Genomic DNA, 13,556 nt, shown 5'->3' with positions numbered 1-13,556 from the left:
ATGGGTCGTTATGCAAAAATTCCTTCATCCCTTGAGCGACATCTCGAGTCGTGACAGCAGGCCCGGCTCCCACCGGGAAAGGTCGATGTCGCTCAACGTCTGGTAAAGCGCTTGATAGTGCCGTTTTGCCAATGCGTGAAGACCCGCCTCATGTAGCAAGTCGGCACTGGCCAGCCGCCAATAGGCATCGTCGCGGGGCGATCGCGCCCCATCCAGCCCCTCCTCGAGCACGGCCAGCCCCATCGCCAATCCGTCGTTATTCATGCGTCGACGAGCTTCCTCGAAAGCCTCCTGCCATGGATCGCCACCCGCATGGCTGACACTCTGCATGCGTTCATCAGGGGACGACGCCAGCCACTGACGCGTCGCCTCGTCCATGAAGGGAGTGCCATCGTTGAACATCAAGGCATCGATACCTTCAAGGCGACGCACAAAACGGTGCAGTTCATCTCGTATGCTCTCGGCACAACGTTCGTGACCCAACATAATGGCGACCTCGGCACTGAGCCGATGCCCCTCCAACCAGTAAGGACTTACAGCCAGACTGTGCTCGATACGCTGCCACCATTGGTAGCCACCTCCCTCGGGTGTAATGCCACTGGCGACAGCATCACGGTAGTCGGCAACACGATCAGCGGAAGGGGGCATCAATTCGGTCGCCCCGCCATCACGAGACGGCGGCGGGGCGTGGATACCATGCCAGATCGCATAGCGGCGGAGCCGATACCCCAGGGGCTCGCCCTGAGCCTGCTCATTGAGATGATCCGCAAGCTTCAATAGGGTCTGTCGATTGGCTCGGTCGTTACCCGATTCGAGCGCCAGCTTCGACATGTCGGCGGCAGCCGCGGCAGGTGTATGGGTGGATGACGCCGCCCCCTGCCGGGGCGGAGACGATGGGGACGTGTCTTGCGTGACCTCCATGTCGCGAGGTTCGGCCGTTGCCAATAAACGTCGCAATTCATGCAGTGATGATACCGGCAGGCCATTGCCATCCGCCTGATCGACCAACGCATCGACAGCATCACAACACGCCTTGTACTCATCACCGGCAGCGGTGAAATCGATATGTTGAGCCAGGACCGAGGCACGCTGGGTGAGCTGCTGAAACAAACGGGCTCGGCCTTTCGCACCGCGTGGCCCGGCAAAGGGATACGCCAGATGCCACCAGCGTTCGAGCACACCGCTTAACAAGCGTAGAGAGAGGGCAAAGCGCATACCATCGCCCTCCCGTTGCAAGCAATGCAGCAAGTGCCCCAGGACCTTGAGATGTTTGCCCTGCTCTGCAAGCAGGGTCGCGGCACAGTTTTCGGCCCCCTGCCAGTCAATCGTGCCATGCTGGAGCGACCCGACCTTGAGCATTTCCTGATCCAGCCAGGCATACTCCTCATGGTCGTCCAGAGCATGGCCGATGCCATCGCTGCCGAAGGATAATGATTCCAGTATCGGAGAAAGCTGTGTCTCCGTGGTTATCCGCATGCTTTTCCCTCACCAGTGGCACGCTTCACGCAATGGTTTGATGGCTTCACGCAACCCCGAGAAATCGAAGCGCAATCCATCCAACAACGGCATTTGGCTATTGAGTGTCAGGCGATCGATATCGAGCAGTCCCCGCAATGTATCGATCGCCGGCAAGCCGCGACCGCCACTGAGGACATGCCCATCGTCACGCACCTGCCAGGTCTGCTCGATCTGCTGCTGTCCAGTATCCAGTCCCAGCGACTTTCGCGCTCCGTCGATGGGCTCACGCATCAATAGCTGGAAGCGGGTGATCGTGTCCTGACAACTCAGCACCAGTAACGGCCTGGGCGGAGAGGTGCCTTTCGCGGGCACGCTCATGAACACCTCGTCGTCGTTTTCACGAACGAGGAAGCCGAAGTCATCGGAGGACCGCGCCTCCTCCAGGGGCTCGACGGCATGCCATAGCGAGGAGCGCGATGCTGCGGCTTGTGGCGTCGAGGTCTTGAATATTCCGTCGTAACATTTGAGTCGATCCAGTCGAGAGTCCATCTCTGCACAGGCATTGGCCTGTTCCAGTCGATCGGTGTCATTCGCCAATGCGATATGACTCACTGCCACCAGGATCAGCAAAGGGAGTATCCACCTCAGAAAAATGGCAGTCATTTGGCATCCAGTTCCATCTGTTGGCATTTATGTGCCAGCGTCCGCTTGGGCACACCAAGACTCGCAGCAGCCAGGGTGCGATTACCGTCGTAGTACAACAGGCGTTGTCGGATCACGCTGGCTTCATATTCACGAACGGCTCGCCGTAAATCCCGGACGGATGCTGTATCCGTTTCCGCCGTCACTGCGTCGAGGGGGGACTCTGACGATACGCCCTCTCCCGGTAGCGCCATGGGTCCGATATCCTCACCCGGGGGTGACATGGCGCAGGCATAATCGATCAGGTTCTTGAGTTCACGGACATTACCCGGATAGTCACGATCACGGAGTTGACGCAAAGCCGCCGATGTTATGGTCAGTTCCTCTCGCCCCTCGCGGTGGCAAAAATCCCGCACAAATGCATTGGCCAGTTCGGGAATATCTCCGCGTCGCTCACGCAGAGGCGGCAGAGTCACCGGAAATTGCCCGAGTCGATAGAAAAGGTCCGCTCGGAAACGCTTGTCCTGTATGCGCTCCCGTAAGGGCTGATGCGTCGCAGCAATCAATCGCATATCGGCACGACGTTCCTCACCGGCACCCAACGGTCGATAGCGCCCACTCTCCAACACGCGGAGCAACTTGGCTTGCAGAGCCAGGGGCATATCCCCGATCTCATCGAGAAACAACGTGCCACCATCCGCCTGGGCGATCAGTCCTTCACGAGATTCGTCGGCACCGGAAAAGGCGCCACGGATGTGGCCGAACAACTCGGATTCGAGCAATGTCTCGGGGATCGCCGCACAGTTGATCGCCATGAAAGGCCCGTTTCCACGCGCTGAAAAACGGTGAATGGCACGCGCCACACGATCCTTCCCTGTCCCGGTCTCTCCCTGTAACAATACCGCCAGATTGGTTTCCGCGGCACGCACGACTTGATGGCGAAGCCGCTGGATCGCATCGGACTGTCCGAGGATATCGACGGCCATCTGCTCGCACATCGACCGGCGCCGATCACGCGTATTCAGCTGCGCCAGGGAGTTCTGAAGATGAACACGCTGCGAGCGCTCACCGCATCGGCGAGACAGGGCTGCCCATAACCGGCAGACGAGCGTTTCGAACGCATGAAAATCAGGGCTGTCGAGTCTTTCGTCCAAGAATACCGCATTGCCGGCGATCGCCAGCACCCCCAACCACTCGCGGTGCTCATCCCTGGCACGCAAAGGCAAGATTCTCAATCGCCAATGTACCGGCAGTTCGGCCACGTCACGTTGAAAATCAGGATGATCGAGACGCGACCGCGCCTCGCCCAATGCCAGCGTCATCCCGGTTTCCTGACGGATGGCGTGTGCAAAGGGATGACGAAAATCGTCACAATCCAGACGCGCATCGGCGTCATCGATCGCCAGCCAGCGCCCATCACCATCGATATAGAGGCACTGGACCCACTCGAACCCCCAGTCCCGACGCAGGATATCGCAACAGCATAGTCGCAGCTCGCGAGGCGTTTCACACTCCACCAGCGAAAGCGCCTGATGCATCCCGTTCAGGCGCCACTGCTGGGACTCATGCCTGTTTGCCTGCCGAGAATCCATTCCCCCGACTTCCATGACGTCAGTCGACCTCCGCCATGAATTCACCGTCCTCGGCTCTGACTTGCAGCACGACACGCTGGACCGGTTCGCGTTGTACCATCTGCTCCAGCAGCCGTCTGGACAGAGGCGGCAGAAGCTCGCCATCGATGATCGATTCGAGCATGCGCGCACCGTTTTCGTTACGCGTAGCCCGTGTACAGATCGCCTCGGTCAGCCCCTCTCCCAATGTCACCTCTGCTGAGGGATGGCGAGACTGAATACGCTTGACCAATGACTGCAATTTGGCCTCGACAATGTCATGCAGCGTCCGCTCATCGAGCGGCAGATAGGGCATGACTTCCATGCGGGCCAGCAACGCGGGTTTGAAGAAGTCGGCCAATACCGGATGAAGCGCCTCATCCAGTGCCTGACGGTCGTCGGCATGGGCAACCACTGTCTCGTAACCGAGATTCGAGGTCAGAAAGAAAACGACGTTCCGGCAATCCACCGTACGGCCTTCACCATCAGCCAACTCCCCCTTGTCGAAGGCCTGATAGAAGAGGTTGAGTACATCGGGATGTGCTTTCTCAACCTCGTCAAGCAGCACGACCGAGTAAGGCCGTTGTCGGATTGCCTCGGTCAGCAATCCTCCTTCACCGAAACCGACATAGCCCGGCGGGGAACCGATCAGGCGAGACACCGTATGTTTCTCCTGATATTCGGACATGTTGATTGTGGTGAGCAGTTGGCGACTGCCGTAGAGTTGATCGGCGATCTGCAATACCGTCTCGGTTTTACCGACGCCACTCGGACCGACCAGCAGGAAGGCCCCCAAGGGGCGACCACTGCGCCGAAGGTCGGCTCGAGCTGTCAGGAGATGGCGATGGAGACGTTCGATCGCCCCATCCTGCCCTTTGACCTCTTGACGCAGGTGTGCGGGTAATTCCGTCAGTCTGGCCAGCTGGTCTCCTGTCATGCGTTCAACGGGAATACCGGTCCAGTCACCGATTACCTGAGCGATCTGCGCCTCTTCGACACTGGCATTGACCAGCGCATGCGTTTGTTGCCACTCGTCGAGTCGCGCCTCATGATCGGCCAAGGCGGCATAAATCGAGGACCGGGACGCGTCGTCGTCACTCTCGAGCAATTGCGCATGCAGGCTGAGAATGGCACTGACGCAATCATGCTGTGCCTGCCAGGCCTCTTCGAGTGTCGTCGCCTCGGCATCCAGCGCCGTCAGGCGCCGTGCCACCGCATCCTCCCGATCGGTATCACGATTCCGTCCCAGCAGCATTTCACGTTCCAGCTGCTCGCGTTCACGACGCAGAGCCTGTCGCTCACTGTATAGATGGCTGAGCTGTCGCGGCGGCACCTGAAGCGTCTGGGACAGGCGAGCACAAGCCGTATCCAGCACATCGATCGCCTTGTCGGGCAACTGCCGCCCTGACAGATAGCGCGCTGACAATTCCGCTGCGGCCCGAAGCCCGCTATCGCCGATCAAGACACCATGATCATGCTCGTAGGTATCACGCAGCCCGCGCAGGATCACCAGTGCCTGTTCGATATTCGGTTCATCCAGCGCCACCGGTTGAAAACGACGCGACAAGGCCGGATCCTTCTCGATATATCGCTTGTATTCTCGCCATGTCGTCGCCGCCACGGTTCGTAGTTCCCCCCTGGCCAGCGCCGGTTTGAGAAGGTTCGCGGCGTCGCTGCCTCCTTCCTGATTTCCGGCCCCGATCAAGGTATGGGCTTCATCGATGAAAAGCATGATGGGACGGGGCGACGCCTTGACTTCATCGACCACCCCTTTAAGACGCTTCTCGAATTCTCCCTTGACAGCGGCCCCGGCCTGCAGCCCCCCCAAGTCCAGAGACAACAGCTCGACATCAGCCAGTGACTCCGGCACCTCGCCGGCCACGATCCTCGCTGCCAATCCCTCGACGACAGCGCTTTTCCCGACCCCGGCATCACCGACGACAATGGGGTTGTTCTTGCGCCGGCGCCCCAGGATATCGAGCATCTGGTCGATCTCGGCATCACGGCACAAGACCGGATCGAGCGTTCCTTGTCTGGCCTGTTCGGTCAGCGATACCGTGAAGCGGCCCAAGGCACTGTCATCATCAGGAAGCGCAACGGTGGTATTGTCCGTTTCCTTGAGGGATGGCGTCTCTGCGGAATCGGCGGTCATGGCATCGAGATGGCGACGCAGATTCTCGCGGTTGACCTCGGCCAATAGAGTGGCGCTTCGGTCACTCAGATAACGCGACGCATTGTGGAGCAGTGCGGTAAAGATCACCCCCGTGCGCAATTCCCGATGACCGTACTCGGCACTGGCGAGCAGCCAGGCATCCTGCAGGAGTTCGACCAGCAAGGGAGAAAAGCTGGGAGTCGTAACCGCTGGCTCCCTGGCGGGTCGGCACTCCTCAGTAAGGATGGCCCGCCAATCATGATCATCGATCGCCAGCGTACCGAGCAGACAACGCAGATCGCATAATGGCTGATCCAGCAATGCCAGCATCAGATGGCTGCACGTCACTTCGGGGCCCTGCCGTTCGGCACAGAGCACCGCTGCCTGCTCCAAGCCCTCCCGGGCTACATGATTGAGTCGACCGACAAGGGCCGACAGCTCTACCCTGAGCATGTTCTCTCCTAATCGAACAGCTGATCGAGCAAGGCACTCACCTCACTCGCTTGTTGTTCCAATGACCATGCGAATCCGGCATAGATACCGACCAGGGCGACACCGAAGACCAGAAACACACCCCATATCGGCATGCCTCGTCCTTGGCGCCGCTGGCGTCGCATCACGTTGTCCAACGGACGCGTCAACGCCTCATCCACCGGCTCTTCCATGGCCGCTAACTGATCGCCGAGTGTTCGTACCACCTGTTCATACTCTTCACGTCCTTGCGGCATGACCCGATAGCGACCTTCAAAGCCCAGACAAAGACACAAATAAATAAACGCCAGCATGTCACGGTAACGTCGTGGTTCCTGCTGTAAACGAGCGAGAATCGAGAAGACCTTTTCCCCTCCCCAGGTCTCGCTATGGAACCGTGTCAGCAAGGAATGCTCCGACCATCGGCTTTGCTGCCCCCATGGGGTGCCCATCACTGCTTCGTCGATGAAGGAGCACAACACATAGCGGTAAGCCAACAGGGTCGGACGATCATAGCCTTGCTCGGTCAACTCGATGTCGATGGAAGAAATTTCATCGACCACTTGACGATACAGCCGATCGATATCATCGAGACTGTCGAGTTGACGGATCCGTACCACCATGCCGAGCAACGAACTGGCAGCATCCACGAGTGGGTTGAGGTTATGTCCCCGCAACCGGAACCAGTAGTGTTCATCGGCATCCAGTTGATCGGCATGACTATGGATCAGTTGGTTGACCCCTTGATCGTCGATACGGTCTTCATGGCGCATGGCGCCGGATGATGTGATGGAAAGGTCATCCATGGATCAACTCCTGATTGCCCAGAACTGCATTTCCAATCCGGGAAATTCGCCTGCCACGTGGAAGGCGAAACCGCTGGCTCCTTCAAGCATTCGCCATGCCTGACTCTGCCGATCCAGCTGGAAATAGCTGTACCCGGCGTGATAAGGCAGTTCACGCGGTGCCACCGGTAAGGGTTCCAGGGGGACACCGGGGAGTTGCAGGCTGATGAGATCGCGAATGCGCTCGACACTGGCTATCTTGGTCTGTTGCAGGAACTGCTTGCGTAGTCGCTCGTGTGGCATATCGGCACGCACGGCAAGAATGAACTCGGCACTATCCAGCAACTCGGGATCCGACAACGGCGCGACCAGCAGACCATACCGGCGTGATTGGAGTTGAATTGCCATTGCTCGGGGCTCTAGCACCGTCGACAACGCTTGACGGAGACTCTGCATCAAGGGACGGAAGGCCCCCTCCGGATGATCGTGATCGTATATCGGATATTCTGGTGGCATGCGCGACTCATCAGTGAACGTCACGAGTTCGCTGGCCGCTTCCAGCATGGCGTCGTAGAGACGTTCGGGATGCAGCTGTCCCAACCGGGCCAGATGCTGAAAACGGGGCTGGGTGCGATTCAACATCTGCAGGAGCATGAAATCGGAGACATCGGCGACACCGGTTTGCTGCGGTGTCGACAAGCGTTGCGCGATATTTTTCGCACGTTCACGCATCAGACCGGCCATTTCGCCGACGAAACGTAAAAGCACCGGCGCTGCCTGGACATTGAGCAGGGTCGGTATGAACCCCTCATCGAGAACCAGACTGCCATCGGGCCGCCGTTCGACAATACGTGTCACGGCCAGGCAGGCATAGGAGCTACGGTCCTGCTGTTCCAGCATCAGCCGGGGTGTCACCGGTGCGAGTTCCAGATCCACGATGTCGCCGTTGCGGGAGTGCAAATCACGAACGCTTCGTGAGGTGCGTCGATAACGTCCCGGCAATGCCTCGTCCGGATTGCTGACCTCGCTCACGGCGTCCGTCGACAACGGTATCCCCAAATACACCACCTGATTGGTGATACCGGCATCCTCGATTTCCAGAGGTGTCGGATCGATATCATCTTCCGGCAGATTGAATGGCGTGCCATCCGGCATGACACCGCTAGCCCGTGTGAGTGCTACGCGTCCAAAGCTCAAGAACTCCTGGTTCAGTTCCAGCGAGAGAAAACCATAAAGATACTGGCCGATACCGCGTAGCCGGGTATCGAGCAATCCCTCGACATACCGGACCTGCTGTTGGAAATGCTGGGGCTTGATGAACAGTCCTTCGCTCCAGACCACTCGATTGCGACTGGCCATCAGTTTTCCTTCCTCAACTCGGCTTCATGTGCGCGAAAGTGGGTCAGCAAATGATAATCGCGCCCCCGATCATCGACCTTGACGACCTTCTTCCACTCGGCGTCATCCGGCGTTCCATAAAAAGCGATCAAACCGATATAGCGGGTGTCCTTCTCGACCTCGAACGCCTCGTAGAACTTGAACTGTCCAGGCAGTAGCGTGAAATCGTCATGCGACAGGTAGTTAGTGCCCAGAGCCTCTTCCAGATCGTCGCGCAATTGCGCCTGATCGGCTGCCATCAGCATGGAGTCGTCCTTGAGTTGCAGGACCTGGAACATCAACGGTGCTCCCTCCCCATCCTGATTGGGATTGACGTCGGGCTCGGCCAGCATGCTCAGGTCGACACGCGAAGGCCGATCTTCCGGAGGGCCTACCGGTATCGAGGGATCGTTGATGATCTTCGCCGTCTTGTTGGCCGCCTCGAACGTCGAGGCACAACCGGAGAGTGTCACGATCACCATCAGTAAACTGATGATGCGTATGACGGCCCGCATCATGCGCCCTCCTGTTGTTGCTGCCTCACTGACTGATCGTAGGCTTGTTCGAAGACTTCCCAGAACAGTTTCTCGAACCCTTGCTGACGGCCCGAACTCAACTCCTGGTAATAGTGACGGTACATATCCCAGGCCCACCCCTGTGCGTCATGCATGCCTTCTCCTTCTCGCGACCCACGATAGGCATGGAAACGCTTGAGCAGCGCATCGGGAGAGAACGCTGCCAGAATGGCACGAAGTCCTTCACTGATCGCCGCTTCGACAGCATCCTGATGCTGGCGCTGTTGTTCGAGACACTCGGTGACTGCTGCGGGTCCGGACAGGTGAACCGGGCTACGCCGAGACGAAAACAGGGTCTCGACAGTGTCCTGGTATGTCTGGTCCAGACGCAGGGGGTTGTCCTCGATCGGTTGCAGTCTACGGTCACGCAGCGGATAACGACTCTCGTCCTGAAAACGATGGAGCGCCTGCAATCCCTCAATGGCCGCTCGCAGAGTGCGACCCGCTTCACCAATGAACGCCTCCTGTTCAGCGCTGTCCCGAAATGCGAGTTCGGCACCCATGGCACGCTGCAATGATTCGGCTCCCACATGACCCGGGGAAGACGTCATTGTCGGCTCCTGCCAGCGATCCTCCAGTTGCTCACCTACCGATCGTTCCAGATCATCCAGCTGCTGTTCATCCATGGCCTTGTCTCCCTCGTATCGTTGAATCGCAGGCATATGCATGGCTGTGGCACCACGACCGGTCGCATCGGTGCCAAATGTCGTTTTTCGGGGCCGCTCGACATCATCGAGCAGAGATGGCGAAGCCGTCCTGTCCTCTTCATCGACAGCTGACAACGCCTTCAACGGATCGTATTCACCGCCCCCTGGAGAGGTCTCATGTAATGCCGTCATAGGGTCCTGTTCTGTCCACTTGGGCGCATGGGCCAACAAGCGACTATCGGCCTCGAGCAACTCCGTCTCCCCACTGACCAGAGAATTCAATGGTCGCGTCCCTGTTTCCCACGAATGGCGATCACCGAGATGCACACGCAGTCGATAGTCGCCCACGGCCAGTTCGTCTCCTTCCCGGAGCGCGACACGGCGGTCACGACCGATCGGTAAGGTGGCATGGTTGATGAATGTCCGACCACTCCGGTCGATGAGGCAGAACCGACCATCGATAAGCAGGATTTCCGCGTGCCTCGTCTGCACTTTTCCTTCCGGATCCTGCAACAGCCAGTCATCCGCCTGTCCGCTCCCTAAGCGGCCACCGTCTTCGGAGAAGACATGACTACTCGTGGAGCGCCCTTCAAGACACTCTCCATTGATCACTACCAGCGTGACTGCTGACGGCACTTCCTGCTGTGTCATGTCTTTATTCCGTCATTTGAATGCGAACCCGGCGACGTTGCGATGCGTCACCAGAGCGGGGGTCAATGAATGTCGTCCAACCGAGTTGGCTGCTGGCATGTTCACCAAGGCACAGTGGACGCACCTCACTCGGCAACAACTCCAGTTCCAGGTCATAGGCGAGAGGCTCACGTAACACGAATTCGATCAGTGTCCTGAGCGGCGCGTGATCACAGCCGTCGGGCAGGAAGTCCCGGAAACGGGACAGACTCAAGCCCTGCAGACACAATGCAAACTTGCCGCTGATATCGGCCACTCGGTCACCCACGACGACATCGTTGCCTAGCTGCATGGCCGTCTGTCCGCAGCGGCTTCTCTGGTCCTCGGGAACCTCCACCCAGCGCGCAACCCACTGCTCGACATGAACTTCTGCGAGATCGAAGCAATGACCAACGATGCCTGCGACGATTTCCGGTGACCGTGACCGGCCGGCCAGTAAACCGGCATAAGCCAGCATCTTGCTCCAGTTGATAGGGGTCTCCCCCCGCAGCTCCTGATCGGCCAATCCGACCAGGGCAAAGACCGCCGCGGAGAAGCCATCGCTGGCGCCATCGCGATAACGCACATAGTGGCGATACTTGCGCCATGACTGATGCACCAACGCCAACAAGCGATGGTTGAAGAAATTGAGAAACTCCTCACTGACACCTTCCTGGTGCGCTGCCTCGTGTGCCAGATGCTCCAGGTAATGGCCAGGTAACGGAGACTGTGAGCCATGCAGCCCCAGGAAACTGACCTCCAGCGCATAACGTCCGGCAGGATGAGGTTTCAGTGACACCACATCACTGCCGGGGAAGCCCAGCGATGCCGATGCCCGGAATCGGACTCGTCCATCGATGCCATGGCTTCCGGCATGATGTTCGAGATCGTCATCGTGATGACGGTGAAGCAACTCCACCAACTGATGAAAATCGTAGCGCTTTGCCCCTTGCAGCAGGGGAGCGAGCGCTACATCAGGGGCTGCTGGCCCGACTGCAAGGTCCATGAGTAGCGCTCAAGATTCTGGCGGTTAATGACATGTAGCTCGTGAAACGAATTGATGCTGGCATAGAGTGAGAAAAACCTCGCCAGCACCGCACCAAAGAGGTAAAGACTTCCTTCATCCCCAAACGCCTCCTGATCCAGCGTCAGGACAGATCGCAACCCTCTGACCGGCATTCCTTGCTTCAGTCGATCAATGGGCTGGGTCTCAATGGCTGTAATGCCATCCAGGCGTCGTTGCGACACCCGTTCGGCCTGTCGATCCACCTGGGCACGGAAGTCATAGGCACGAAGCACAGAACGCAATGCGTCCTTTTCTAGCAATGACAGGTAGTTAAGTGACAGATTGGATATCAACGTCCACAACAGGCTGCCATCCAGGGTTGGCCGCAAGGTCGAGGTCGGACGGGTGATGTTGCGGAAGTCGGCATAAGCGGGACTCGCTTCGGTAGCCACGTGGATGTCACCGACACTGAGACGTTCCGGCATTTCACGGTTGCTGCAGGTCAAATGCAGCGATACGGTCTCGTTAACCCCCAGACAGTCACGCTCATCGCTCCTGACGAAAGCGATATCATGATCGAAGCCGTCACCGCGCAGGCTCTCACGCGCTCGTACCCGGTAATACAGCGAACGCTGGTTTCTGTCGCGCTCGATCTGATGCTGAAAACTCTCGAAGGGGACATAGGATCGGGACGTTCTGGATGTACCGCCATCGTTCTCGAGCCAACCCTGAACGCTATCCACGCTGAACACTTCGAAATGTTCCGGATGTCGGCTACTGGGGTGGATACGGTACTCACTACGTTCCCCATTCACGTCGATCGGGTCGGCATCATGTTCGAACAGATTGATGGCTGGTGTGCAATATAGCGCCAAGTGCTCATTGTGCACCCGGGCATCGGTCGGCAGGGTACGGGAAAACACGAAACGAATCGTCATCCGCTCGGCCGATATCGCTGGCAGATGCTCACCCAATGCCGTGAGATCGAAAAAGTGGAACGCGGCCGGAAAGCAAAGGTATTCCTGCAGGATCCGGTATCCCTGATAGGCATTGCGTGGATAGGGCAGCAAGGCATGGTGGCGCTCGAAACCTACCGGCCGGAGACAATCCAGGGGTAGTGGTCGCGTCTGGTCATCGACATCGAGTTCAATGCGGTCCAGATAGTGGCTCAGCCACAGATAGAGCGTCCGTGACGTATAAGTATCGCCGCCGAGATATAATCGCAGGTTATCGATCCCGAGCGTATCGAGGGGTTGCTCACTGGCCACATCGAGCCCGAGTTCCACCACGGAATTGTCACGGGAGTGCTCGGTGGCTATCCCGGCATGCGCCAGCGGATAAAGCGTGACGTCATGGCAGGTACGAAAATGGCAAACACACCCGTCAACGGGTTCACTGGCCAACGATGTGCCTCGAATGACCCGTTGCGCACTACTGAGTGCATGCCACTTCGGACTGAACTGAACGATAGTCATGCTGGGCACGGGACGCAGATAGTTGGGCCACAACATGGCAACCAGCGAATGGGTCAATTCCGGGAATTCATCCTCGACCTTTTCACGCATGCGACCGGTCAGGAAGGCGAACCCCTCCAGTAACCGCTCCACATCCGGATCATTACTGCGCTCTGACAGGAACCGGCTCAGCCCTGGATTGCTCTCGGCGAATTCCCGGCCCTGTCGAGTCAGGTAATTGAGCTCGTCGCGGTAATAGCGGTTATACATGCACGCCTCAGTTCAAGCAGTGATAGCGCTTGTTGTTGAGCAACAGGTCGATAGTGGTACGCGCCTGTCCCTGCCCAAGGTCCAGAACGGCGTGAACCTGGAAATGCAATTCCAGGGGTTCGCCCCCATGCGGCATCGTTTCGACCCGAACGTACTCGACACGCGGCTCGAAGCGCTCGATACATTCACGGATATCCCTCTGGATACGACGCTCGAGATCGAGCACGCCAATCGTGGCATCGTTGAAATCCACGAGCCCCAGAGACGGTGCGCTCTCACTATGGCCGGGACGACTATTGAGCAGTTCGACGAGATGCCGCTTGATGGAATCCACCATCACTGCCAGATCGTGTCGGTTTCCATCGTTTCTGAATGCTGTCGGGGTCGCCAGACGCTCGAACAAACGGCCACCAGGCACTCCATCACGGTGATGGCGCATC

At 58.2% G+C, this 13,556-nt stretch carries 11 protein-coding genes; all 11 read right to left on the bottom strand.

What is annotated here, in order from left to right; genetic code table 11:
* Positions 1–24 precede the first annotated feature (24 nt).
* From tssA to tssE, 11 genes are read right to left on the bottom strand one after another with little or no spacing between them, the layout of a single operon-like run.
* The gene (gene tssA, locus BLW01_RS09065; RefSeq protein WP_092569192.1) at positions 25–1,476 is read right to left on the bottom strand and encodes a type VI secretion system protein TssA; all 1,452 of its coding nucleotides are present in this window, start codon (positions 1,474–1,476) and stop codon (positions 25–27) included.
* Between the two features lie 9 nt (positions 1,477–1,485).
* Positions 1,486–2,121 carry a type VI secretion system-associated protein VasI gene (gene vasI / locus BLW01_RS09060; RefSeq protein ID WP_175529801.1) on the bottom strand — a complete coding sequence of 212 codons (636 nt, stop codon included), beginning with the start codon at positions 2,119–2,121 and terminating at the stop codon, positions 1,486–1,488.
* Entirely contained in the window at positions 2,118–3,692 is a 1,575-nt protein-coding gene (locus BLW01_RS09055) for a sigma-54 interaction domain-containing protein (protein WP_092569190.1), read from the bottom strand. Before BLW01_RS09055 ends, vasI begins: the two co-directional genes overlap by 4 nt.
* 19 nt (positions 3,693–3,711) lie before the next feature.
* Complete coding sequence (tssH, locus tag BLW01_RS09050; protein WP_092569189.1) at positions 3,712–6,315, bottom strand: type VI secretion system ATPase TssH; 2,604 nt, start codon at positions 6,313–6,315, stop codon at positions 3,712–3,714.
* Between the two features lie 8 nt (positions 6,316–6,323).
* Positions 6,324–7,139: a type IVB secretion system protein IcmH/DotU gene (gene icmH, locus BLW01_RS09045; protein ID WP_092569188.1), complete on the bottom strand. Its 816-nt coding sequence runs from the start codon at positions 7,137–7,139 to the stop codon at positions 6,324–6,326.
* A 3-nt stretch (positions 7,140–7,142) separates the two neighbouring features.
* Positions 7,143–8,477, bottom strand: coding sequence for a type VI secretion system baseplate subunit TssK (tssK, locus tag BLW01_RS09040; RefSeq protein ID WP_092569187.1), 1,335 nt, complete (start codon positions 8,475–8,477; stop codon positions 7,143–7,145).
* On the bottom strand, positions 8,477–9,013 hold the full coding sequence (tssJ, locus tag BLW01_RS09035) for a type VI secretion system lipoprotein TssJ (protein WP_092569186.1): 537 nt from the start codon (positions 9,011–9,013) through the stop codon (positions 8,477–8,479). Before tssJ ends, tssK begins: the two co-directional genes overlap by 1 nt.
* Positions 9,010–10,368, bottom strand: a complete 1,359-nt coding sequence (tagH, locus tag BLW01_RS09030) for a type VI secretion system-associated FHA domain protein TagH (RefSeq protein WP_092569185.1) — start codon at positions 10,366–10,368, stop codon at positions 9,010–9,012. The genes tssJ and tagH overlap by 4 nt, the downstream gene beginning before the upstream one ends.
* 4 nt (positions 10,369–10,372) lie before the next feature.
* Entirely contained in the window at positions 10,373–11,392 is a 1,020-nt protein-coding gene (gene tssG, locus BLW01_RS09025) for a type VI secretion system baseplate subunit TssG (RefSeq protein WP_092569381.1), read from the bottom strand.
* Positions 11,356–13,116 carry a type VI secretion system baseplate subunit TssF gene (gene tssF, locus BLW01_RS09020; RefSeq protein WP_092569184.1) on the bottom strand — a complete coding sequence of 587 codons (1,761 nt, stop codon included), beginning with the start codon at positions 13,114–13,116 and terminating at the stop codon, positions 11,356–11,358. Before tssF ends, tssG begins: the two co-directional genes overlap by 37 nt.
* Positions 13,117–13,123: 7 nt before the next feature.
* The gene (gene tssE, locus BLW01_RS09015) at positions 13,124–13,555 is read right to left on the bottom strand and encodes a type VI secretion system baseplate subunit TssE (RefSeq protein ID WP_092569183.1); all 432 of its coding nucleotides are present in this window, start codon (positions 13,553–13,555) and stop codon (positions 13,124–13,126) included.
* Position 13,556: the final 1 nt, after the last annotated feature.

Source organism: Aidingimonas halophila, from assembly GCF_900106955.1.
Classification (GTDB): Bacteria; Pseudomonadota; Gammaproteobacteria; order Pseudomonadales; family Halomonadaceae; genus Aidingimonas; species Aidingimonas halophila.
Note: the sequence above shows the minus strand (reverse complement) of the source record. Positions and strands in the feature narration are given on the sequence as shown.

Excerpts from the sequence above, each read along its gene's own strand:
- tssA (WP_092569192.1), bottom strand. The coding sequence starts at position 1,476 with ATGCGGATAACCACGGAGACACAGCTTTCTCCGATACTGGAATCATTA.
- vasI (WP_175529801.1), bottom strand. The coding sequence starts at position 2,121 with ATGACTGCCATTTTTCTGAGGTGGATACTCCCTTTGCTGATCCTGGTG.
- BLW01_RS09055 (WP_092569190.1), bottom strand. The coding sequence starts at position 3,692 with ATGGATTCTCGGCAGGCAAACAGGCATGAGTCCCAGCAGTGGCGCCTG.
- tssH (WP_092569189.1), bottom strand. The coding sequence starts at position 6,315 with ATGCTCAGGGTAGAGCTGTCGGCCCTTGTCGGTCGACTCAATCATGTA.
- icmH (WP_092569188.1), bottom strand. The coding sequence starts at position 7,139 with ATGGATGACCTTTCCATCACATCATCCGGCGCCATGCGCCATGAAGAC.
- tssK (WP_092569187.1), bottom strand. The coding sequence starts at position 8,477 with ATGGCCAGTCGCAATCGAGTGGTCTGGAGCGAAGGACTGTTCATCAAG.
- tssJ (WP_092569186.1), bottom strand. The coding sequence starts at position 9,013 with ATGATGCGGGCCGTCATACGCATCATCAGTTTACTGATGGTGATCGTG.
- tagH (WP_092569185.1), bottom strand. The coding sequence starts at position 10,368 with ATGACACAGCAGGAAGTGCCGTCAGCAGTCACGCTGGTAGTGATCAAT.
- tssG (WP_092569381.1), bottom strand. The coding sequence starts at position 11,392 with ATGGACCTTGCAGTCGGGCCAGCAGCCCCTGATGTAGCGCTCGCTCCC.
- tssF (WP_092569184.1), bottom strand. The coding sequence starts at position 13,116 with ATGTATAACCGCTATTACCGCGACGAGCTCAATTACCTGACTCGACAG.
- tssE (WP_092569183.1), bottom strand. The coding sequence starts at position 13,555 with ATGCGCCATCACCGTGATGGAGTGCCTGGTGGCCGTTTGTTCGAGCGT.